Here is a 23916-nt window from a genome sequence, read left to right as displayed (position 1 = left end):
GGCCGGCGGCGCGGCGCTGGGCGTAGCCGGGGCCGGAGCCCAGGGGGCCAACGCCGCCGGAGCTGCCGGTGCGGGTGTTGCCGGTAAAGCGGCTGCTTTTGGCCGGGCAGCCACCTCAAGCGTCCAGAATAGCATGGGCATGGGCGCGGGGGGCAACCTTAGCAACATCGGCCAGATGCTTGCCGGCGGTCCTCCCTCAATGGCGGGGGCGGCCACACAAAACGCTACGGGTTCAGCCGTGCGTTCAGCCGTGCCCCAGGGGTCGATGCCCCAGCGCTTTACGGGGGCCACGCAGGGTAACGCCTCTCCGGTCGTTGGGGCTGGCAGTGCGCAGACGGTAGACGCACAGAGTGTGGCGTCCTCGGCCGGTCCCAATGGGGGCTCTGTTACCGGCGCGGCTGCCCCAGCGATGAGTACTGCGGCGGCGGTTCCTGCCGGAGCTACAATTCAGCAGGCCGTGGCCAGTTCCGGTCCGGGCAGTACAGGCGGTTCCGCCGGCGGTTTCGGCGGGTTTGCCTCCTCGCTCGTGCGCCCCGCCGCGCCTCCTCCTATTGCCATCAACCCCGACGAAAAGCCGCCTACGCTGCCGGCCGCTCAGAGCTAGCCTATTCATTTTTTCTCAACCTTTTTTTTAGTTTTTTACTCAGATGAGCGATAAAATCAAAGACTTACAGCAGAGCTATAATACCATGCGGCTAATGGGCCTCGGTGGCCTGCTGGTGGGCATCGTCGGCATTGTGGCCTCGGTGATCTTCGGCCTTCACGCCTACGGCTCGGTGGGCAAGCAAGTGTACGTGGTGGGCCAAAGCGGCACGTCGCAGATGGCACTGGCCGATTCGCCGGAAAACCATACGCCCTATGAAATGCGCAACCTCGTCCGCCACTTTGCCCTCAATATGTACGGCCATGACCAATACACGTACAAAACGAACCTGAACGCGGCTTTACCGCTGATTGACGATATCGGGGGCCGCCGCATCTACGCCGACTTCAAACGCCAGGACGTGCTGGGCACCTACACCAAGTTCGGGGCCCGGACGACCGTGGCCGTGGACAGTATAGTGCTCAACACGCAGGAACTGCCAGTACGCGGCAAGCTCTATATGCGTCAGACTGGCTTTCTGGGGGACCGGCAAAGCAAGTCGCAGCCGATGGGCATTTCGTTCGAGCTGACCAACACGTACCGCTCGGAGCGCAACCCCTTTGGGATGCAGCTCACCCACTTCGATTACTTCCCCTACAACGCGGCCGTAAGCAACGCTGAAAAGCGTGCCCTTGATAAACAGGCGGAGCGTGACGCGGCCGAACTGGCCGCCGCTCAGGCAGCGGCCGAAGCTGCTAAAGCCTCGGAACCGGTCAGATAAGCCCGTTTGCGCGCACTTCTCCGGGAAGGCCGCAGTTCTCTGCGGCCTTTTTTTCGCCTAGCCTTGTGCTTAAATACGCACAAACTGGGGTACATTTACTGCACCAGTTATACGTTCCATTTCACTCCCTTTTTCTTATGAGGCTTCCTCTTTCCTTTCTCGCTCTGGCGGCTCTACTCGTCTCGGCCGGAACCACGCACGCCCAGCAACTGCCGCCCGGTATTCCTGCTACGCTGCCCGCCCCCGCCACGGCGGCAACTACCGCGGCTGACGTGTCACCGGCCTTCGTGCCTCGCCACCGGGTCCTGCCCCGGGAGCGTTTAGCCACTCCCCCGCCGCGTACACCTTTTGGCGCGACGCCTACGTTGCTCGACGTGGCCGTGTCGGACTCCAGCACCACCTACCTCGTTTTTCCCGGGGCCGTCAGTTTGGTGGACGTGGGAATGCTCAACAACTACCTTATCAAGATTGAGGCTACGAGCGTCTTTATCCGGGCCCGCAAGAAAAGCACCCCGCCCACGCCCGTCATGGTCAGATACGGCAACAAGTACTGGATGGGCCGCCTAGTGAACGTACAACGCCCGGTCCTCATGCTCTATGACTTCACGAAACCTGGGGCCCTCGCGCCACCGGTTCCTACGCAAGTCAAACCCGGCGAAATGCTGGGTCCGGATGCTATTGTCGGCCCGAACCTGGAAAACCTCAACGAACTTGACGCACAGGACGTGGCCGACTCCAATCAGCCCGGCCTGCAAACCTCGACCGGGGCCGTGCTCCAGCGCTCCTCACCCGGCGTGGGGCCCGATAACGAGTTGGCCATTGACCGGGCTCCTACGGCCAAAGATCGCCTCAATGCCCGCCTGCGTACGCTCGATAAGGAAGCTATCCAACTACACTCCGTGGCCACGGTCGATAACCGCCTGAGTTTTTCGCTGGTGAACGTGCGCAACGACAAGCAGTTCACTTACCTGCGGTTTCAACTGGTGAATCATTCCAGCATCGACTACCAGGTGGACTTTGCCGACTTCACGCTGGTTGAAAATGACAAGAAGAAGTTTATGGGCAAAAAGCGCAACGAGGCGCGCCGCCCCATGATGCCGGCAGCCAGCCGGGCCAATCAGCGGATTCCAGCCAATAGCACCGGCTATCTCCATTACGCCGTGCCATTGTACGCCGCCAGCAATGAAGGCCACCTGGCTGTGGGCGTCCGTGAGTTGAGCGGGGCCCGGGCCATTGCCCTTAAAATTCCTTCGCGCGTGATTAACACCGCTCCCACCTTTTCGACTCCTCTCTAATGAGTACGCAAGACCCTACTACCCCGCCGCCTTCCCTTTCCCCCGGCTTGCCTACTGGTATACCTACGCCGCCGACCAGCCCGCCTAGCGGTCTGGACGATGAGCTAATCGACCCAGACGACCCGGGTGCTGAGGAGGAAGGCGACGCGCCCAAGAAAAAAGTCGATTTCGTCCAGCTGCTGGTTGCCAATAAATTTAAGGTGCTGGCTGCGATTGTCTTGCTCTTTTGCGTCGGCATCGGCTTCTGGTACCTGACCCTGACCAACAAAATTGAGACGGCCACGCCTCCCTCGCCGGTGGCCTCCGAACTCGGTCAGCTCACCGGGGTTCCCAAGCCCGAAGCGGCAGCCGAACCTGTGGATGGCGTGGAAGAAAGCCTCGACCGCGACCGGGTGAAAACTGAAGAAGTGGACCCGAGCGTAATGTTGGCCGATGGCAGCGCGACTACTCCGGCCGGCGAAACGCCCCCCACCCCGCAGCAACGCCAGGATTACGCCGCTCAGATGGCGCTGGCTGCTCGGGCCAACAACACCGATTCCATGACCATCACCTACCGGGACCGCAGCACCGGCCAGTTCGTGCAAAAGCGGGTGCCCGTGCAGAAAGTACCGGTGGCCACATCGGCTCCCGCCCGCTCCCCGCGCAGCCGCTATATAGGGGACCGGCCAGCCCGTCCCAACTACTACACGGGCCCAACTAACGGCGGCTTTTCGGGAGTGACGCCGGGTAACCAGAACAGTTATAACCAGTCGTCGCAACCAAGTGAGCGGCCGCAGCCGAAGTACGACACGGACGGTGTGCCGTTCGAGACGAACGACGAAATCAACCTGATGATTGCCGGTTTGCCCGACGAGGTAAAGGCCACCTACGAGAAGATGAGCGGCAAGCGCTACCGGCCGCTGCCAGCCAGCCTCCAGCAGCAAAACGGTAATTCGGCCCGGGACCGCCGTGCGGAGATGGCCTACATTCCCGGCATGGACGGCTTCAACACCATCCGGTATCGGGGCCAGGGCAGCGGCCAGGGCCAGGAGCAGGAAGAGGAAGCACCCATCCCCGATATTTTCTATCGGTGCTCAATTCAGGGCGATCAGGTAGTGAAAACGGGTACGGTCGTGGTGCTGCGCTTGACGGAAGATGCCACCTTCAACGGTATCACCTTTCCGCGCAACATGCTGTTTTCGGCGCTAGCCAGCGTGGATGCCAACCGCGTTAACCTGAGCATCGACCGGCTGGGCCCGCACCGGGTAAAGGTCCAAACCTTCAATTACGCCTATATGCCCGGTATTATGATCGACCCGGGCAAGCGGGCCCCGGTACAGGGGCAGGAAACTTTCTCGGGCGGAATGCAGCAGTCCGGCACTCAGGAATTGAGCAATGCCATTGCCCAAAGCCAGAACGCAGCCAACTCGGTGGCCGGTATTGCTGGCCGGATGGGCGTCACGATGCTGGGGCGGATTCCCAAAGGCGGTCAGAAGCTACGGGAAGTATCGTTGCCGGACGGCTACCCGTTGTTGCTTTCCAAACCTCAACAAGGCACTGGTGGGGCGGGAGCAATGCGTCAGGGCGGGGCGCTAACGCCTACGGGTGTCATGGGCCAAGAAGGCAACCCCTTCCAGAGCCTGCTCATGTCGGGCCAGGGCCAGGGCGGCTATAACGGCAACCAGGGCGTTGTACCCCCGCTTTATTATCCCGTGGATCAAGCCGTACAGGAGGCCCGCCGCGTGGCCCCGCAGGTCGGCACGCAGGTCGGCCGGGTGCTCGGCGGCCGCTAAAAGGTAGGGGGAAAAAAGCACTGGTTTCGGCCCGGGTCCTTCGTGGATTCCGGGCCGTTTCGGCGCTTAACGCCCTTGTGCTTATTCAGGCACAGGAACCGCTTGCCGAAGCCCGCTTTTAGCGTATATTACGACCGACGTAGGGTTTTGTGCGGCCGAAGCGGTCGAATTGCAATTTTCATTTCACCTCATTTTTCACCTCATTTTTTCCACTTCTATGCGTTCCTTTTCCCCCTGGGCCGCCCGCCTCGCCGCCGTCGCCCTTCTCGTTTCCACTACTGCGTTGCCGGCGCGGGCGCAGATGTTTACCACCGACGTTCCACACATCGGCGTGCAGTTGGCTGAGTTTGCCAACAAGGCCCGCGAATGGATTAAGACCATCGAAAACTACGGCGTGGTTAAAGATGCCTTCCAGGCCGCGCAAACGGCGAACAACATTGCTACTAATATCAAGAGCGTAACGGACCAGGTGCGCGACTTGACCAACCAGGGGTTACTCCTCCAGCAGCAAATTCAGGCCGATTTGAAAATGGTGGCCAACATTCGTAACCTGCGGGTGTCAAACATGATTGAACTCAGGAACCTGGCCCTGAACCTGTCGAGTACGAACTTTGCCAGCTCTCTGCCTTCCGTGGGTCAAACCCAGGTGTTCACGCAAGCCCTGGCCGTAGCCGCTGACAACGACGCTGAAATTGCGAAGGAAGAATTTACGGTGGTTTCCACCAAGGCCGGCGTACGTCGTTCGGCTCGGGAAATGCGTCAGCAGCAAACAAATGCCGTCATGGCGCAGCTGGCCGTGGAAAACAAGGCGCAGCATGACAAGATTATACAGGCCTTTCAGTACCGGAAGCTGGCCGACGAAATGACGGCCACGGCCATCGAGCTGCAAGCCTCGACCAATACGGACAATGCCATGAGCATGACCGATGGCGAGCGCGTAACGGTCCAGAACCAGTCGGCGCAAATGATGCGTGAGGCCATCGAGCTGCGCGAAAAAGCTTCGGCCCTGATTGCTTCGGCGGCCCAGAAAGGCCCAACCCAACTGGCCGCGGAAAAAGTGATCAGCGACCAGAATCAGGTGGCTGGCCTCAACGCCATGCACCACGCCATGCACCCGAACGAAGATGCTGACTATTAAGAGGCGGCCTGCTGGGCAGACGCTCAATTAAAAATGGGGAGTTGGAGCTATTGGCTACCGGCTCCCCATTTTTTGTTTGTTACTTTGTAACTAAATACGCACAAGAATTTTCGTTCAACCCTCTTTCCTGACCGCCATCCGTGATTGCTTTTTCTACTTTCGCCTCTCCCCGCCGACCCGCCCATTTTGGCCCTCGCGCGCTGCTGCTGCTGGCCCTGGCTGGGACGGCCGTTTCTCCGGTCTTTGCCCAGCGCGAAGTGCGTCACCTGAACGCCCTGAGCGCGACGGGGGGCATTACCAGCACCGGCCTGTACTACTCGGGCTCCTACGGTCGTTTTTTAACCGACAAAATGCGCTTCGAGGTGGCCGGTACACTGGAGCAGGGCCCGCGCAAAGAATCACGGTCCGGGGAGGGCCAGCCCCGCTACCGGGGCTACGAGCTGGCCCTCGGCATTGCCCCCCGGCTGCTGCACGTAGGCGAAGTGTTCTATCTGCGGTTGCCGTTTCAAGTCCGGACGCGCTACGAGCGTCTGCCGCCGACTGGCCCGGCCCAGAAAGACGGGTTTACCGTGGGTCCTTCGCTAGGGTTTGCCGGGGAGGTCTACCTCAACGACCGGCTTTCCCTTTCCGGCGAAGCCCGCCAGGTGTGGTACACGGTTGGCAATCCGCTCAACTCGCTGCCTCGCTTTTTCGGCGGCGGTCTGACGTTTTACCTCGGCCAGTAGGCCCGCTTTTCCTCTCCTACCGTTCCGCTCCTCCTCATGGAAAGTATCTCCACTCTTAGCCGCAGCTGGCAGGACCAGCCCCTACCTGCCCCTCTACTGCCCGCCCATTTGGCCGAAGTGCTCGCCCTGGGTTTGCTGCGGCAACAGCCCGCCACCCGGGCCGCCGTGGCCGTGGGCTCGGACCTGATTCAGCAAACGTTGGAGCGGGCCGGTATCGCCACCACGGTTTTGCAACTCACCGGCCGGACCGGGTTCGACATGGTGTACCAGACCAACCCGGAAGCTGCCGACCGCTTCGACGCCCTACTGAGCGAAGTAGTGAGTGAGCCTTCGCCGGTGGACCACACGGCCGGCGGCTGGCTCCGGCAGCGCACACTAGCCGTGTTGCGCCTAAAGGCACTTTCGCCGGCTGATACCTTTATTCAGCTGCCCGAAGTGGATGCGGCCTGGCAGCCTGCGTCAGAGGTCTTGGCTGCGCCTCGTCTCGGTCGCTGGCTGGCGCAGGGCCTGCCCCTGCTGCTGCTCGCCTTCGGACTGCTCGACGTGTATATCTGGAACGCCGGCAAAGGCCCCGCCCTTTGGCCCCTGCTGGTGCTGCCGCTGCTAGGGGCCCTTGCTTTCGGCGGGTTGCTGTTCCGTCGGCTGCGTACGTGGCGGCTGGGCATCGCCCAGGCTTGGCTGGCGCGTCCGGCCCGCCTGCGCCCCGACTCTACAGTGGTTGCCGCGCAACTGGCCCGCGCCCCGTGGGCCCTGGTGTGGTGGCCACCGGTGCTGCTGGTCGGCGCTTTTCTGACGGTGGTGCTGCTGCTCGTCGCCTCGCCCACCCCAACGCTTCCCGTGCTGCTGGTGCCGGTGGCCCTGGCCCTGCTGGCGCAAGTGCTGGTGTCCTGGTGGCGGGCTCGCCGCTATATCGAGGACACCCGCGAGCTAGTGCAGGGTTTACCGCCCGGCCTGCTGCCGACCACCGATCAGCAAGGCTCGCTCTGGCAATCCTACTCGTATTTCTAAGCCTTTTCCCCGCTGCTTATGCGTTCTCCCCGGATTTATTCCGTTTTATTGGCGTCGCTCACGGCTCTCACCACGCCCGCCTTGTACGCCCAGACCGGGCAAACATGGTCGGCCATCGAAGTGGTACCCGTTAAGAGCGCCCCTGCGCCAGCTACCGTTGCTGCCAGTGGCCCAGCGGCCGCGCTACTTCCCAACGCCGCGCAGCCTGCGCCCGGCTCCCGCCTCAAAGGTGACTCTTCGCCACTGGTGGGAGTGCTGCCCAAGCTAATCCAGCTGCGGCCCGTGCGCTTCAAATTTCTGCCCGGTCAGGGGGAAGAAGGGGCCCAATACGGGCTGCTGCCCGGCGACCTCGCCCGCGTGTACCCCGAACTGGTGCGCACCAACCTGATAAACGGGGTTCAGACCGTCAACGCGGGCCAGCTCACGCCCCTGCTGGTAGAAGCTGTCAAGGAGTTGAACGCACAAATCGTTGTGCTCCAGGCCCAGCAGCTGCAACTGGCCGAAGCCTACGCTCGGCTTCTGGAAGCCAGCCAGGCCCGGCCCGCTGCCAGTACCTCTTTTCTGCGGCGCGGTCGTGCAACCGATAAAGCAGCGACCGGCACCCATGATACTGCTGCGACGCCCCAGGACTAGCGCCTCTTTTGCGTCTATTATTCCAACTCTATCCTCTTTCCTTTTTTACATGGCCGCCTCTACTTCCCCGACCTCCGAATGGGTTTCCTCTTACACCGACAAAAACGATGATTGGGTGCTTGCGCGCCTTGAACATTTAGAAGGCAAAGAAAAATTGAGCCTGACCGGCTCCACTGTGCGGCGCAAAGAAATCCGGGCACTGCGGGTAGAACTACGCGACCGCAAAGAAGCAGCGTTGGCCGCTGCTAACACTACCACTACTACTACTGGCCCTGCCTCCGTCCAGGCAGAGGTGTCCAAGGTTACCCCGGCTGGCAACCAACGCGCTGGCCGCTAGTTTTTATTCCCTACTGCCTGATAACTCCCTTCTGAGGAGCTAGTATGCTGCATGAAAAAAGCCCCCGCAACACCAAGTTGCGGGGGCTTTTTTGAATAGTGGTGGGGCAGTGACTACCGGGTGATTTCGTTGGGCACCGTGCGGCCCGTTTCGCGGGGGCTCACCTGTGCCTGATCGTTCTGGCGGTCCTGCTGCTGCTCGCCGCGCCGGTAGTTGTCGAGAAAGGCCGCGCCCTGCTCAATACGTTTGGTTTCGGCAGCCAAGTCCTGGCCGCCGTATTTGAGCGCCGTGGTGCGCACTACGTTGATGTGCTCGGGGGCTGAGTCGCCAGCAATAAGGGCCCGCATACTGGTCTTGAATCGTTCTTCTTCCTGCCCGCCCACCCGCCCTATTAGTTTTGCGCCGGCCTGCCCCATATCCTCCTCGGCTTGTCTTTTCTTTATCTCAGCGGACACCTCCAGCGGCAGGGCCGACTGGGTAGGGTCGCGGCGGGCTTCCGCTCCTCGTCCGGGTGCTTCGCTCGTCACGCTACTGAATACCTGAATCAAGCGGCTTTTGTCGCTGGTGACACCCGCTTCGAGCGTGGCGTCGGTTGCTTCGCGTAGATGTTGGGCGACGGCAGGAGATACCACGTAGCCGGCCTCTTTGCCGATTTGATTCATCACGACGCCTAACACGTGCTCATTGCCCGCCCGGAATGGTGCGGCATGACTGTACTCGGTATAGTAGTCGGCCAGCTTGCCCACAAAAGCCTGCTTGTCCAGGCCTTGTAGCGTATTTTCGCGCTCCAGCAGGCTGCTTAAATCATCGAGCCGCTTGTTTACCTTACCCACGTCCAGCAGCGTGATGTTTTCGCCGTTGCTGCCAATCCGGGTGTCGTACTCCAGCGGCAGCTCTTTCTCCGGGTTGACTTTCGCTTCGTGTTGGGCAATCAGCCGCTCGTCACCGCGCGTAGCCCCGGGCGCAGGATAAATATCCTGCATGATGTGGGCGTGTATGTCGCGTAAGTGAGCCGCGTCGAACTTGCCGGGTATATGCACGTCCCCAACCTGTACCTCCCAAGCCCGTAGGCTGCCGTTGGCGTCCTCTGCCATTTGCAGGAGTAAGGGCTCGGTAGTGCCTAGCAGGTTATCGGGTACGGGGGCTACCCGGCGCTCCGTGGGCTGGCCGAATTCAGTGGCCCCAGGGATTACTTTCGCGCTAGCACCGGCGCTAAATACGTCTAAAGATTCATCAGGCATAATACTGAAGATTGAAGGTGTAGATAAGGATGGTTATTCGTCGCCCTGGTAAGTCTGCTGCTCCTCGTCCAAGTCCGCCACCTGCCATGTACTATCATCTTCCATCGGGAAGTCGTTGGCATCATCTTCCACATGGTCGTTGCTAGTGGACTCTTCATCCGGGGTGTGGGTTTCGGTGGTTTCAGTGGCTTCGGCTGTTTCTATGGCCGCTAAAGCTCCTACCGTAACTGCTGCTGGTTGGGCCACAGTGCCTACCAATGACCCAGCGGGTAATGGTTTCGCCGGTTCGTTGACGGGCCGACCCTCCGGGGTATAGTCAACGAAAGTGGGTCCGTTGGCTTTTTCGTTTTCAGCCATTTCCCGCGCTTCCCGAGCGCGGGTTTCGCGCTGCTCGGCCTCCGCTTCGCGGGCGGCTTTCAGGGCTGGGAATCGCTCCTTCGCTTCTTGAATGAGCAGGTAGGCCGTGGTTTCAACGCCGATTTCTCCGGCGGCAAAGTCAGCCAAAATCTTTTGCTGCCCAGGATGGCTCAGATGGTGGAAGGTGTGCAGCAGCGCCACCTCGGCGGGGTCTGGTGGGGAGAATTTAGCAGACATGGGTATAAGAGAGTTAGATATTAATAAGGCGACTGCCCCACGGAGTTGGCTTTGTTTTTCGCTGCTTGCGCTGCTCTTGCCAGGCCTTCTTTGGAGAGGCTATTCTCGCCGCTGTTCTCAATGGCCTGTGCTACTTCTCTTCTGATGCGGCGGTGATTCTCGGCAATCATGTCGGCCAGAATGGAGCCCGAAGGCCGTTCTTTAATCTGGGTGGTCCGCTCCCGCTGCCGTTCTTCGGCCTGCTCGGCGGCGAGCTTTTCCGCCGCTTCGTGCCGCTGAGACTCCGACTGCCAGTTGGCATTGTTGGCCGCGTCCGGCACCCGCTGGGTCCGCTCGCGGGCGTGGCGTGAGTGCGCCGCGCGTTGCTCCAGGGCGAGCTGTTCGGCGGCGCTGGGTTTATAGCTTGGCTCCTGACTAGGGCCGTTAACGTCCTCGCTCTCCCAATCCCAATCCGCCCGCTCCTTGGCTTCGGCAGTTTCATCGCCGGGCTCGTCCTGAGATTCTCCCACTGCCAAATAGGTAGTAGATATGTTCGGAATATCCTTCGCAGTATCCGCTGTTTTTGCCTCGGGAACTGGGGCTGTTAAGAGAGGCTTCATGTCCTGGCGGGCGGGCGGCGTCAACTTGCTTTCAGTAATCAGTACCGTTCGTTCAGCGGCTTTGGCGGTCGCTCGTGCTGCTGCTCGCTCCTCCGTTTTGCGTAGCTGTTCGGCCGCGTCTTTGTCTTTCTCGGCTTTCATTAAGGTCGCCCGCTTCTCGACTTTGCTACGGATGCGCGAATCCACTACTCCTTTCGCGGCCGCGAAATGGGTGAACTTCTCAATTGGATAACTTCCGGGTTCGACCTCCCTTTCCATCAGGCCCATGAAGAACGACTGCGGGGTTTCCACGGTCTGGCCGACAAACTCCCCTTGCCGCAACGTGTACGCATCCTGCATCCGAAACACTTGCTTTTCCTGGATGCTTACGCTTTGCCCTTTGTTGGAGCCGCCGGTGCCGCCCATGCTTTGGCCGGTGCTTACCGATACCATTTCCGTTTCTTCCTTGCCCACCATGTCGGATATGAGGCGGGCAGTTTCAGCCGAGTTTATCTTCCCGAAAAACTGGTTGTTCAGGTTTGATACCAGCACCGTAGCCTTGTCTTTCCCGTAGGCGTCAATGAGCTGAGCCATATCCTGCGTCATGTAAAGCATCGCCACTCTGTTGGAGCGGGCCGTCGCCGGGATGGTTTCCAGGCCCGGGACGTAGATGGTCGCGCCCTCATCAATCAGCACAAAGCTCGGGTGCTTGTGCTGCTGATTCATGAGTTTCAAGGCTACGGCAATCACGCACGAAATAACCGGCGAAAAGGTCCTGGCCAGTGTGGGGTCGTTGCCGATAGTGAGCAGCGTAGGGTTGTTCGGGTCGTTGAGATTGAGCGAAAACCCTTCGGCATCTTCTCCGAGGCGGGGGTCCTCATCAGGGGCCATTACCCAACTGATTTGGGGCGTGGCAAGGTCAGCCATGTCAACCTGCAAGGAGGAAACGACGCCGGCAATTTGCTTTTCCGCGCCGGTCTTGATGGCGGTAATTAAGCTCTGCACAATCTCTTTGCAGTCGTCGTCCTCACTGAGCATATGCAGCACGTGGGTATAATCGTCACTTACCGCGGTGGCCACGGTATGCGGAATCGTGCAAAGCGCAGGGTAGTTATTTCGGTAGTACCAGATGATACCGGTTAGGTACGCTTCCGAACTTTTGGTAAAGAAGTTGTCGCCGCTCTTTGCGCCACCGGGGCTTAGATTGGTGAGAATCGTTTTCGCGTATTCCTTGGCGTAAGCAATGACGGGCATATCCTGGGGCCGCAGCGGATTCACTTTTTCCGTACGCTCCATGTCGAGGAAATTGACAACCCGGTGCCGGATTGCTTTGCGCAAGCCCTCTATGTCGCCGTCCTTGTTGCGGATATTATTTTTCTTGTTGTGCTCGTACTGCTCCATCAATTTCTTATGGGCGGGCTGGGCGTACAACAGTGCTTTCTGGGCCGCGCCGGCCAGTACCGGAAACTTGAAGTCGTAGATAATACCGCACATCCCTTTCTGGGTGAACTGCTCCAAAAAGGGCTCGCCAACTGAATACGTTTTACCCGCACCGGCACCACCGAGCACGAGACTGCCGCGAAAGGGATTGGGAACGTTGACGTATCGGTTGCCCTCAACTTTGAGCACGATACCGTAATCGGTATCACGCTTTATCTTCTCGGCCATGAGCCGCCCCTCTACTGGAACGGTGCTGGCTTTGAGCATCCCGCCGATAAAACCGCTGCCCAGACAAAGCGCGGCCGCGAGTGGATAGCCGTAGCTAAGCACTGCCCCGGTAGCACTGCCGACTCCCAAAAGTCCGATGGCGCTAAAGGCTAACAGCACACCCAGCATCTGCATAGGCGCGACAATGGTTTTCGGATTGCGGGCGTATCGACGCTGCGCGCCCACCTTTGGGGCAGGCGGTTTCTGCAAAAACATCAAGCCTACACAGGCGAGTATCATCACGAATCGGATGCCCAGGCCCACGCCCATCTCCTCGTATTCGTTGACCATCGCCATTGCCTTCTCCATCATTCCGGGCCCGCCTTCGGCTGATTGACCGAACATAGCGCTCACGTCCAGGGGCTGCGGCTGGCCGGGGGGTGGGGCCGTCGGGCTCCCGGCTGCCTGCGGGTCTTTACCCTTTTTACTTTTCTCGGCTTTGGCCAGTGCGGCCTTGGCTGCGGCCTCAGCGGCTTTGGCCTGGCTGGCTTGCGCTACCATTTCAGGCGTGGGGTGTAAGAGACTGTCCCGGGTGGTGAGCAAGTAATACTCCCCGCCCAGCAGGGCCAGCAGTACTATCAGCGCAATCAGCCCGCCGATGCCCGAAGAATTGGGTTTGGCGATTGGAATAGGGGTGGCCATGATGAGAAAATTTGTGTGCGTATAAAGATACTTAGTTCGTATAAAGGTACATAATAGAGCACAACTCTACATTTCGTTTTCGCGGTCCTGCTCTTTTTCCGTGTCGCTGCGTACGTCCTGCGTCCGGCCTTTAGGGGCCATTGCTGTTCCCAACTTCTTAACCGAACGCTCCAACGCCTGCATCCCCGCTGCCAGCTCCGGCTCCTCTCGGCGCTTAGGCAACGACGTTGAAAATTCCCGGTTGGGGTCGATGGCCCGGCCGGTGTGCAGCTGGGGTTCCCGGGCCACGCGGCCCGTGGTCAGGTAGTCGTAGGGCTGGGGCGTGAACTTTCCTTTCTCGGCGTTGCGCTCGATTTGGCCCAGGGTGGCGTAGAATACGTTGTCGTACTTGCGTTCTTTGGCAATGTCTTTCACCCGGCTGGGGTCGAGCTGCAAGCTGGTATCGAGCTTGGAATTTAGGCGGGCAACCTGTATGTCGAGCCGGGCATCCTTGGCGGCAATCTGCTCCGGGGTTAGGGGCTTTTTCTCTTTCCGGTTGGCGGCCGCCTTGCTCGTTATCTCCTCCACCTTCTGCTCCACCCGCTGCCGGCGGGTCGGCTCTTTTACTGCTACGTCCCGGGGCACCGTCCGCCCGAACTGCACTTCCATCTGGGTGACGGCTTCGGCCTGGAACTGCACCCGGTTGAAACGGTCGGCCTTGCCCAACGGGTTGAGTGTAATTTTCTGGTCGGCGTCGCGGGCTGATACCATGACGTGAATGTGGGTTTGCAAACCCTCCTTTTTCTCGCCCTGCACGCCCTCGTCCGTGCCCCGGTTTTTACGTTCCTGGTGGATGGTCGCGGCCCATACCAGATTGGCTTCTCCCAACTCCTTCCCGTTTTTCAGCGTGAAGTTTTTGGCGTAGAGGTCCATCACGTTCTGGGTGTATTCCTCCAGCGCTTTCGGATTATTGCCGATGAGCAGCAGCTCGTCGGCGCTCGGACTCAGCACCAGGGAGTGAAATTTCGGGTCGTCTTTTCCCAAGCCTTTCACGTTGCCGTCGAGCATTTTTACCACCTCGTCTGCCGTCTTGGGCTCGGTGCCGGGCGCTCCAAAAAACGTGGCCTCGCCCCCGGCCTCCTTGGCTTCCTTCACCAAATAGTTGGCGCACCGCAGGGAGCTGCCGTTGTTGTTGTAGACGACTTTGCCGTTGGTCTTGGGGTTGATTACCTTGGCATACATCAGTGAATTCAGGTCAGCAGTGAGAAAAAAAACGCCCGTTGCAACCCGGGTTGCACGGCCAAAAAACTGCCGTTACCTTCCGGTTGCACGCCCGGTTGTAAGGGCAAAACTTGCTGGAATGCCCGGCTGGTTGGTAGCGCAGTTTGCTGCCTGCTGGTGGGAATCCCGGTACAACTGTCCGTCCTATTTCTGGGTCCCGCCCGCAGCCGGGGTTGTAGCGGCCGGCTGGCTGGGCGCTTTGGCCGGGGTCGCTGGAACCGTAGGCTTGGGGCTCAGTTTGGGTTTGTCCACGTTGTTGGTTTTTATGAACTCGCGCATGAGCAAAGCCAGCTGCTGGTCGCGTCCATTGTTGGACGTGTCCATCTGTCTTTGATAGCTTCCCTCTGGTTGGTTCGTGGATTTTACCAACAGCTGGGACGTGAGCCCTCGGGTGATAAAGGCTTCCAGATTGACCTTGAACAACTGCTCCACCATCGGGGCCAGCAACGTGGATTCGACCTGGACCTGGTGGCCGAGAATGTTGCTTTCAATCTGCTGCAAGTAATTCAAGGTGCCGGCCTGCTGCTGCTGCAAAAAGCCGTAGAGCGTTTTCTCCCACCCCCGCAGAATTGAAATCACGCGGTTGCCAATCTCCACGTTCTGCTGCCGAACCGCCAGCGTCTCCTGGCTCACTTTGGCAGTCACGTTGGCCAATCCGTGCGGCCGTTCCTTGGTTGGATCGAGTCCGGTTTCCGCAAAATAGGCAATTGCCGCGCTGACGTATTCGCCGTTTGTCAGCTTTAACTTTTTGGCGTGTGTTGTTACTTGACGGAAGGCGTCTCCAGTAACACGTACCGAGTTAGCAGCACGGGAAGGGCTTGGTTTATCAGGCTTAGCTGACTCAGGGTTTTTATTGGTGCTCATGGAACTTAAATGGAATTATGTGAATGATTATCACCAGAAAAATTCTTGAAATCAAGTAGTTAAGTACGGTAATCACCGTTTTAGCTAACGTGTTGATAAAAATGGGTAGCTATCATGTTCATTTTTGCTATTCTATCACCACTTTTATACTATGAATCAATGATTTACGGTAGTAAATCTCCGAAAAACTCTGTTTGTCGCTGATAATCAAGGCGGTAGCCTTGATTGAAGAGCCTCCTCTCGCTAAATATTGCTAAGATTTAGGATTTCAGAACCCTGTGTCGTACTCAATCTACACCTATCCTGCTCTACTTCCTACTATCCACTGCCAGCTAAGCAGACTACCCCTATTCGTTCTCCTGCGCCTCACCACGCTACTCTAGCTGCTTACCCTACACTAACTACTCCCGACAACCAGCCTTCTCTTAGGCATCCTTTTTCGCTTTCCTAACTAGCTGGCTATCCTTGCCCTAAGAGCCACTTTCTCTTTGAGTAGCCTTTCTGGTTTTCAACTCAATTTTACTGCCGCTACTCCTGCTGCTTTCTCAGCTCTCCAGTTTTTCGCCAGCTACCTTTCTCGCTCCCGTACCCAGACCTACTACTACCGCCTGTTCTATTACGTCGGCTTTTTCCCTCCACCTGGCTTTTTCGGATTTCCTCCTGCTAAGACCTATCAGCCAAACCAGCTATCTTTATCAAGCAACCTACTACCCGATTATTGAGCCGCTCCCTTCCTAGCCTTGTATCCCCTCAGCACTATAGTTCCCATTGCTCCAGTCGCTTTTTCTACTACCTCCGACCATCTCCATTCTAAGCCTTCCCCACTCTGAGACTTCTCACCCCACGAATGCCACCACCCTCCTTCTCTGACTTCCAGGCCTAGCAAACAAACATATCCATCCTATACCTTGACGAGTTGGCTTACTAATTTTCACAGCTCCTTTTTCAACCGTCTACCTGAGCCCCAACAGCTTTATACAGTTTTCCTACAGCAGCTCTTTTTGTCGTTTTTTACGCTGGCCATATTCCAACTTACTGCCTCTCACGGCTCATTTTATTTGAAGTGGTTCCGGATCTTTTTGTCCCTACTCCCTTCTCTCTAGCATTATGATCCTGACCCTATTTCTATCCTTCGTGCTTTTCGTTTCTCCTCGCCTACGATTTGCTCAACTCCTACTTTTTTAACCTGACTTAAACCACTGCCTGTTCTCCCTTTTCACCCCATCGCTACTTTACTTTCCCCTCGACTTTCTGACGCTGGCCTGTCTCTCCTGACAACCGCTTTTCACCCTGCTTCACTTTTTCTGGAACCCTTGTTTACAGCCTTTACCTCGACCCCTCCACTTCATTTTCGACAACCCGGCCTGTACACTTATTTATCAAGCGAACTGGACCCGCTGTATTCTCATTACAAATGCTCTCCCTGCTTCAAACCGTTTTTCCGACTTCCAGCTGCTAGCCTTTGCTCTCTTTAGCTTCTCCGCAAACCCTCTGCGAAAGTTTCTTATCCCCTCTTTATCAAACCCGCGGATTCTAGTACCATTTGCCTTAAATACATCTCCCTCAAATTCTACTAGTCCTTACAAGTTAACTTTCCCCAACTCGTGACTTTGCTTATCAATGCTACACCCTTACTACCCTCCTACATTCCTATTGCTCACCCTCTGCTGTTCTTCCCGAACTTGATTTCTGATGCCGGTCTTTGCCTCGCTATTGCAACTCATTACCTATTTACCCACTACCCTATTTTCCCGCCTACCGCTATTATAAACCACCTGCCAAAACCGCATACCTCGGCCCCTCCACTTACAGCTATCCTACCACGCTAACTCACTTCCCGCGCCTTTAATAAATCCCGACTACTACCGCTGCTGTTTCTATCAAACTCTCTAGTTCCCCTTGCTGCTGTTATATCTTCTTCCCTGGTGTGCTTCTTTACTCAGGCTGATTTACCTATCCATTTAATTAGACCTCCAACGCCTTTACCTAACGGCTCTCCTCTCCCCACCAGTTACTTTACCCGACTCAGCTAAACCAACGGCCAGACTTGTTTTCTCCCCGCTACCATTTCCAGCCTCCCGCTTAATCCATCTACCCGGGTGGTTTTTCAATTCAGCTGGCCTATACTGGTTACTGTGTTTAAGTCGCCTCCTTTTTCAGAAGCCCACCCCTTCCAGCACTTTTGCTTTTAAGTGATAATGGCGCTTTATACTGGCTGGTCTATCTTCCTGACACCCTTTTTTTCTTCCGCGGACTCTACCCGGCTCTTTCTTTTCAGCACTACATCTTGCCTGGCCACCCACTCTACTTTTCGACTACTGCCGCCGACTATCTGCCCCGTGTTTTTTCAGCCGTCCTTTTCCTAAGACCTGCCATTGTTCTTCGATTACTCATTACCCTTCGGCTTCCAATTTTCTGCCTGCTGCCTTTATTCTGGTCCTATCTGTTTCCCAATTCTATATACCAGCCCCTTCCTCGTCTTGCGCGTGCTATTTGTTCCTGTTCCAATCTCGAAGCAGCCTGTTCCCTCAATTCGGTATTAACCCGGCTGTTCTAGTGGACTGTCTTTTCCTGCCTTTCGTCGGCAACTCCTTTATTCAATTTCAATACCTCGCCTGACCCTTCGGCTACTCATTTTTCGCAGGCCCTCATTTTTATCTCTATTGCCTTTCCAGCAGCTTCCAGAAAACTACCACCTACAAAATTTATCTTCTCCCAGCTACTACTGCTTCCTACTTATTCTTACCCCGCAACATCTTATTCCTGGCCCTACATTATCTCGATATAAAATTACCAGGCACCCCACAAAACTTGCCCGCTTACTGCCCCCTTCGGCTTCCTCCCATTGCAGTTGGCCATTTTCAGTTGACAACTATTTTATCGCCGTTCGCTTTTATTGCCTCCTCCCGTTTCGATACTGGCTCTCTTTGTTCGGCGGCTTATTCCTTTCGCTTAGTTACGTATTCGGCCTGCATTCATTTTTACGCTGGCCAGTCGCTTTACCACTACTTGACTTTCAGCCCTGCGTTGTTACGGTTCCCTTTGATTTGCTTTCAACAGCCCGTCCTTTTCCTGCTGGCAAATAGCCGACGCCTCTCTCTACTGCCCCAGTCTTTTTATTCGGCGGGCCTGTTTTCCCAAGTGCTTTCTTTTTTCGACGATACCGATTTTTCCTTACCCGGCTTTTTCCCCCTGCTGCTCCTTCCACTGATTCCAGCAACTTCGCCTGACGCCTTCTTAACTGGAATTAACTGTAATTACCCCGCCCCTGCCCCTTCCGTTGCTATCCTTTGGTTTTTACCAAGATTATCTCCGTTCCATCCCGTCAGAAAACAGGCAGTGGGATAATAAAGTCTGTTCATTTCATTTCCCGGCGGCGATTATGGTACTGACCTCCCCTGTCGCTCATTCCCCACCGGCCCTTCTTTCTCACTCCGCGCGTTTTCTTGCTGAGGCCTTTTTTACCAGTCTGCTGATTCAACTCCGCGCTTCCTTTCGGCCATTCGTCCTTTGTGCTCCCCCCTCCTCCCGGCTGCACTTCTTCCTGCTGCTCTGATTTCTCCGTGGCCTGGTTACTTGTTGTTGCGGCGGGCCCTTCAATCGGTAAGTTACTTTTCACCGCCGCCCCCGTTTTTTGATCTTTAGTTGTTTATTTGTGTATCCATATACGCACACTGTACCCTTTGACTCTATCACTTCTTAACCTCTCTTACGCTCATGTCTGAAAAAATCGATTCCTCCTTAACCGGTAACTCCACTTCTGCTGCTACCGACCAGATCACCGAACCTGCCTCCGTCACTGATTCCTCGAAGTCCAGTAAGAAGCAAGTCGGAAACTATACGGTGCATCCTCTCCAGGACAAAGCCATCCGGTATGTTTCCTTTATGAATGAGGGTACTTCCAAGCAACAGACCGCTGCCGAAATTCTAAAGGAAGCTATTGCCCGCCACCTTGCCTACATGCAGAAACAAGGCATTGAATATCCCCCCAAGATGCTGGGTGAAATGACTCGACTGGGATTAGTCAAATAGGGAGTTCCCCTCAGCCCCCAATATAGAGCGACTCGTCTTTCCTGGCCAGTCGCTCTTTTTGTGTCCGGTCTTATAGAGTGCTTCCTTGGTTTTCTGACCCGGCCAGTTATTCGCTCTGGGCTTTTTCCAGCCCGACTCTTCGCCGCTGACTTACGCAATTACTTACTTGCCCTCAATACGTCCTGTCGGCCCTATTAACGCCACCATCCACGGCCTGCGCGCTCATTTTGCTGCACCTACTCGCCGGCCAGCTCCCTTTCAAATTGTCTGCTGGTCATACCTCGCCCTGCACTACTATTGGTCGTCTTACAGCTGGAAGAGGCTACCTGTTGAAGCCTGATTCACGTCTACCCGTCCGCCCTCTTCCTGCCTGGTCCTTTCCAATCCGGTATTGAGCCCTAGCGGCCTTTTCCCCCGTTAGCTTTTATTGCTGCAATATCTATTCAACGCCCCCGTACGCTGCCCATCATCCTGCCCCTGGCCTCATCCTCGCTTAGCCCACCCAACTACCCGCCTCCCTGCCTCTCCTACTTTCCTGCGCGCCCTATCTGGTGTCACTCTTTCTATTCGGATCTGCCGCCTGCGCTTACGTTCCAGACTTATTCCTGCTACCAGATTGCCGTTATCTGCTATTAGATTGACGTTTGACAAAACTCTATTTGCTACCAGAGTGCCGTTTTACGACCACTGAATTGCCGACAAGTAAGCCACTCAACAGATCCGCCTGCTTGTCGATGGGTGCCCCGAAATCCAGACCATTTTTTTAATGCCATTCTCCAGTGGGCTGAAATCTTGCTCGGGTAATATGGTGGACCTGCTTGCTTGCCGCCCCTTTCCTTTTTCGCCCCGGCCTAGTTCCCCTACTATCCCTCCTCGACTCGCAGACTACCTTCCGCCCGACACCTTTTCTGTCGGCCTCACCTCCCGGCACCTCGTGTACTGGGCTCAGTCTTTCCGCCACGTACCTGCTGCTGCTCCAAAGCCAGAAAGGACGTGGGGTTGACCCGGGCGAGAATCTGGTTTTGTAGTTCACATCTAAAACGCCTCTTCCAAAATTCAACTGTGGTGCTGGTCGTGTTCCTGGTGGATGCTACCCGTTTTAGCCTACCTTCCGTTTACGCCGTTGCCCCCTTCCGCTGCTTCATTGCCCGGCCCCTCTGCTTCCTGGCTACCATAATTTCAGAGTTGAGCCCCCTCCGCTTTTTCCACCCACTCTGTTTCCGCTCACCCCCGCTTTCTAGGTCTTGTTTGTAGTACGACTTGATGGTCTGTTTATCGAATACCAATCACGGGGAAGGCAACAAAAGTGTACTTTCACTACTTGTAGCATTTATAAGCTGTAGCCAAAGTGACATACCATGATCTTAACTACTCACGTTCCTAGTCCATATGGGTCAAAAAAACCCCGACCTTGCTTGAGGCAGGCCGGGAATCAAATGTCAAGTAAAATCATTCAGGACAGTGAGAGGTATCTTACCCACCTTCCGAAGGGCGAGGTTTAGGTTTGAGCGAGCGGCTTCTTCTCGAAGTTGCCGGCGCGGGTCCCTTTTCACGTAGTTCCCTGATTTCAGCGAACAAATCACCCACCAGCTTCTCGGGTTCCTCACCCACCAGCTCGGAAAAGGCCATTACGGCGTTCAGGCTCAAGCGGCCCGGTTCATCGTAAGCGGCTTTGAGAGATTCAGCAGCCAAGTGCATTCCACTACACAGTTGACGCACGGTAAAACCTCCCTCCAGCACGATGCCGTGAAAGGTACGAGTTGATTTCCTCCCGTCGGCCGTGTTTTCGGCATCGGTTTGGGAACAGGATTTGGAGGCAGTTTTAACCATGAATTAATCGGAAGCCGGTAGCAAAAGTGAGGGCAGATGTAGTTTTGAACAAGTAAGCAAGTGAAGCCAGCGCCTAGAAAAAAAACTGACACAAGGCTAAGGTAGGGTTCTTACGAGTTAATATTCAAAATTGTGTGCGTAAATAGATACAAGATTTAAGCTTTTCGTACCCATTGCCGGACTAGACCATCAACTGCGGTGGGCTGGTCTGTTTTCATCCCTCCCGCCCCCTTACCTTTGCCTCATGGCCACTATATTGATTGTTGAAGATGAATGGTTGATCGCCCAAGAAATCCGGCGCTCCCTGCTACGCCTGGGCCATACCCCCCTGGCTCCGGTTGACAACAGCGAAGCAGCCCTGGAGGTATTGGAAAAGGAGGCCGTGGAGCTGGTGCTCATGGACATTAACATCGCCGGCGACTGCGACGGCATTGCGGCCGCTATTATGGTGCGCCGTCACTTCGCCCTGCCCGTGGTTTTTCTGACCGCGCGCTCGGACTCCCCCACCCTGGCCCGGGCCAACATCGCACAACCCTACGGCTACATCACCAAGCCCTTTACCGACGCCACGCTCAAAGTGCAGTTGGAACTGGCCCTACTCAAAGCGTACGACTCGCCCCCACCCCGGCTGGAAGTGCGGGACCTGAGCGCAGGCCTTCCCCAGCCGCCGGCCCCCCAGGACCGCACCAGCCCCTCGATGTTTGTGCGCAAAGGCACTAAATGGGTCCGGGTGCTGTATGCCGACATTCTCTACTTTTTCGCGGACGATAAGTACATCATCCTGCATACCCTCAACGAGAAGATACCGTTTGCCCAAACCCTACGCACCCTGGAAGCGACGCTCCCCCCGAATTTCATCCGGGCCCACCGTTCCTACATCGTCAATATCGACCATCTGACGGCCTTTGATGAAGCGTTTGTAGAAGTTGCCAAGCTGCCTATCCCCGTGAGCCGCACGTTTCGCCCAGAGCTAAAAAAACGCCTAAATCCCGTAGGCTGATTTATTCGAGTACCGACAAGTAAGGGAATAAGATGGAACGACTGGGGCATACCGCTCCGGTCGTTCGCGCTTTATAACGGTCACTTAACCTAAAATTCAGGTCACTCACGAATTAGCTCATAAACGGTCACAGGTGGTGGTTAGCTTTAGCTCAGCAAGGACCCAGAAAGGTCATGGGTTAGCCTACTTGCTTGTTTCTATTGCCGCTACCACCGCTACCAAAACCGTTATGTCCAGCTCTGTATTTATCGTGGTGACCCTGCCGCCCACTGTTGCTCAGGCAACCAAACCGCAGCCTTTCCTCTACTACCTCGGCAGCTACCCCTTAGTCGCCGCTTCCGCTTAGTGGCTGCTTCTGTCCGCCAGAGCACCGCAACCGTGGCACTCCCTAACCCGCGGCCTGTAAGGGCTGCCTGCAATAATTACGGCGCTTTGCCAGCTACACCAGCTACATCAGTTCTCTTAACTCAGCCAGAGTGCCCATCTGCGGCCCGGTTACTTCTTATTGCCTTTTTTAGTGCCGGCCTTCCCCTCAGTTTTAGCTGCGGATTTAGGGGCCGGTTCTTTGCTTTTGGTGGCTTTAACTGGGGCCTTGGTTTCAACCGGCTCCGGCTCCGGCTCACTCGGCTGCTCGGCGGCTGGCGTGGTCTTTTTACCTGCGCGGGCTTTGGCGGCTGCGGCTTTGCGGGCGGCCGGGTTGGAGCGAACTTCCGCGAGAATGTCGCTCAGCACAATCTGTGGGTCCTCCTCCATCAGATCGGCCAAGGCAACAATCGAGTTCACGGTCAAGCGGCCCGGGTCAATGAGCGCAGCCCGCAGCGACTCGGCGGCCACGTGCAGTACCGGGCACAGGTCCCGGAAAGTAAAGCCACGCTTGCCGTCGGGGCCTGGGTGCCGCTCAACGATGTGTTTGAACTTGCGGTGCCGGCGTTTGGGCTGACTTGTTGCGGTGGCTTCGGCCGCAACTGGAGCCGTGGGGGGTACTTCGGTGAACATTGGCTCGGTAGCCACTGGTCCCCAGCCGCTGTTGCCCCGCTTTGTTTTAGGAGCCGACAGGGGGGGATTGTCAAGCGGAGTACGGGTTGTGCTGGCAGCGCGACCTTTCGGATTCTTAGTCATGAGCAAGGAAAATGAATTGTATTTTTTGGCAAAATAGTCTGTGTTTCTCGGAACACAATAAAATACGCAATCATTCGCTCGGCACCCTGCTTATCGAGGCATCGGGTGGCGTAGTGCCCCAACCGGGGTGATTACGGGCGCTGGTGGCCCTTTTCTGGCCTTCTAGGGCCGCTTTTGGCACTGAATCCTGGGTCGTAACGGTACGTCAGCCTTTTCCCGCCCGCTGGTTTCCGCTGGCCTTCTATCGCATCTTGCGCATCGCCGCCGTATAAAGCCCATTTTCAAGCTGCTGGGGCGTTTTTCAGGCAAGTTCAGGCCGTATCGTGGCTCAATTGGTTGAAAATTGTACTTGTATCTATATACGCACAAAACATAACTTAGAAAAGTGCAATCAAATTTTTCGGGCCTGACGGCCGTTTTTGGGGTCCCGTTTTGTTTGGTTTGTTGGAGTTTGTTTTCCCCTCTGGGGTCGTTGGCCGAGTTATCCACACCCTAAAAGCTTTTTTTCCTCGCGCGAAAACAAAATTGTGGCTTTTTACTAGGTTGCCTATTGGTACAGAACATCACTAACTTGTATACTATAAGGAGTGAATTGATTAAAAGGAGGTTTTTAGAGTCGGGCGCCTCTATTAAAAGGAGGTTTTTAGAGCCCAGGCTGACCCATAAAAAGGAGGTTCTTAGAGTATTAAAAGGAGGTTTTTAGATCATTAAAAGGAAATGATTCAGCGGACTCCTTATTTTATCGGTTATCTTTGATTTCTACCAACTCGTTCGTTC

At 56.4% G+C, this 23916-nt stretch carries 17 protein-coding genes and 1 pseudogene; 11 read left to right on the top strand and 7 right to left on the bottom strand.

What is annotated here, in order from left to right:
* The 9 genes and pseudogenes from P1X16_RS28890 to P1X16_RS28850 all read left to right on the top strand — a co-directional run.
* A pseudogene (locus P1X16_RS28890) lies at positions 1-604 on the top strand (hypothetical protein); the annotation flags it as partial.
* Positions 605-647: 43 nt separating this feature from the next.
* A complete protein-coding gene (locus P1X16_RS28885; protein ID WP_277236286.1) occupies positions 648-1364 on the top strand; it encodes a hypothetical protein in 717 nt (238 codons plus the stop codon).
* 137 nt (positions 1365-1501) lie between these two features.
* Positions 1502-2659: a hypothetical protein gene (locus P1X16_RS28880; protein ID WP_277236284.1), complete on the top strand. Its 1158-nt coding sequence runs from the start codon at positions 1502-1504 to the stop codon at positions 2657-2659.
* Positions 2659-4431: a conjugative transposon protein TraM gene (traM, locus tag P1X16_RS28875; protein WP_277236282.1), complete on the top strand. Its 1773-nt coding sequence runs from the start codon at positions 2659-2661 to the stop codon at positions 4429-4431. The genes P1X16_RS28880 and traM overlap by 1 nt, the downstream gene beginning before the upstream one ends.
* Positions 4432-4648: 217 nt before the next feature.
* Positions 4649-5569 (top strand): hypothetical protein, encoded by a 921-nt coding sequence (locus P1X16_RS28870; protein ID WP_277236280.1) that lies wholly within the window; start codon positions 4649-4651, stop codon positions 5567-5569.
* Between the two features lie 140 nt (positions 5570-5709).
* Complete coding sequence (locus P1X16_RS28865) at positions 5710-6294, top strand: hypothetical protein (protein ID WP_277236279.1); 585 nt, start codon at positions 5710-5712, stop codon at positions 6292-6294.
* A gap of 36 nt (positions 6295-6330) precedes the next feature.
* Positions 6331-7302, top strand: coding sequence for a hypothetical protein (locus tag P1X16_RS28860; protein WP_277236278.1), 972 nt, complete (start codon positions 6331-6333; stop codon positions 7300-7302).
* A gap of 18 nt (positions 7303-7320) precedes the next feature.
* Complete coding sequence (locus P1X16_RS28855) at positions 7321-7935, top strand: hypothetical protein (protein ID WP_277236276.1); 615 nt, start codon at positions 7321-7323, stop codon at positions 7933-7935.
* A 49-nt stretch (positions 7936-7984) separates the two neighbouring features.
* Positions 7985-8272 (top strand): hypothetical protein, encoded by a 288-nt coding sequence (locus P1X16_RS28850; protein ID WP_277236275.1) that lies wholly within the window; start codon positions 7985-7987, stop codon positions 8270-8272.
* 113 nt (positions 8273-8385) lie between these two features.
* On the opposite strand, the gene P1X16_RS28845 is transcribed toward P1X16_RS28850, so the two are convergent.
* The 5 genes from P1X16_RS28845 to P1X16_RS28825 form a co-directional block, all read right to left on the bottom strand.
* Positions 8386-9513 carry a Fic family protein gene (locus P1X16_RS28845; protein ID WP_277236273.1) on the bottom strand — a complete coding sequence of 376 codons (1128 nt, stop codon included), beginning with the start codon at positions 9511-9513 and terminating at the stop codon, positions 8386-8388.
* A 33-nt stretch (positions 9514-9546) separates the two neighbouring features.
* The gene (locus tag P1X16_RS28840) at positions 9547-10107 is read right to left on the bottom strand and encodes a hypothetical protein (RefSeq protein WP_277236271.1); all 561 of its coding nucleotides are present in this window, start codon (positions 10105-10107) and stop codon (positions 9547-9549) included.
* Between the two features lie 20 nt (positions 10108-10127).
* On the bottom strand, positions 10128-13034 hold the full coding sequence (locus P1X16_RS28835; protein WP_277236269.1) for a TraM recognition domain-containing protein: 2907 nt from the start codon (positions 13032-13034) through the stop codon (positions 10128-10130).
* A 66-nt stretch (positions 13035-13100) separates the two neighbouring features.
* On the bottom strand, positions 13101-14255 hold the full coding sequence (locus P1X16_RS28830; protein ID WP_277236267.1) for a DUF5712 family protein: 1155 nt from the start codon (positions 14253-14255) through the stop codon (positions 13101-13103).
* A 183-nt stretch (positions 14256-14438) separates the two neighbouring features.
* Positions 14439-15158 (bottom strand): hypothetical protein, encoded by a 720-nt coding sequence (locus P1X16_RS28825; RefSeq protein ID WP_277236265.1) that lies wholly within the window; start codon positions 15156-15158, stop codon positions 14439-14441.
* A gap of 3717 nt (positions 15159-18875) precedes the next feature.
* Between P1X16_RS28825 and P1X16_RS28820 the strand changes: the two genes are divergently transcribed.
* A complete protein-coding gene (locus P1X16_RS28820; RefSeq protein WP_277236263.1) occupies positions 18876-19190 on the top strand; it encodes a hypothetical protein in 315 nt (104 codons plus the stop codon).
* A gap of 1473 nt (positions 19191-20663) precedes the next feature.
* Here P1X16_RS28820 and P1X16_RS28815 read toward each other — a convergent pair.
* Entirely contained in the window at positions 20664-21020 is a 357-nt protein-coding gene (locus tag P1X16_RS28815; protein WP_277236261.1) for a hypothetical protein, read from the bottom strand.
* Between the two features lie 244 nt (positions 21021-21264).
* On the opposite strand from P1X16_RS28815, the gene P1X16_RS28810 reads away from it, so the two are divergent.
* Positions 21265-22020 carry a LytTR family transcriptional regulator DNA-binding domain-containing protein gene (locus P1X16_RS28810; RefSeq protein ID WP_277236259.1) on the top strand — a complete coding sequence of 252 codons (756 nt, stop codon included), beginning with the start codon at positions 21265-21267 and terminating at the stop codon, positions 22018-22020.
* 495 nt (positions 22021-22515) lie between these two features.
* Here P1X16_RS28810 and P1X16_RS28805 read toward each other — a convergent pair whose 3' ends face one another.
* The gene (locus tag P1X16_RS28805; protein WP_277236257.1) at positions 22516-23139 is read right to left on the bottom strand and encodes a hypothetical protein; all 624 of its coding nucleotides are present in this window, start codon (positions 23137-23139) and stop codon (positions 22516-22518) included.
* Positions 23140-23916 lie beyond the last annotated feature (777 nt).

This window comes from Hymenobacter sp. YC55 (assembly GCF_029433095.1).
Lineage (GTDB): Bacteria > Bacteroidota > Bacteroidia > Cytophagales > Hymenobacteraceae > Hymenobacter.
The sequence above is the reverse complement of the archived record's forward strand: the minus strand, read 5'-3'. Positions and strand labels throughout refer to the sequence as shown.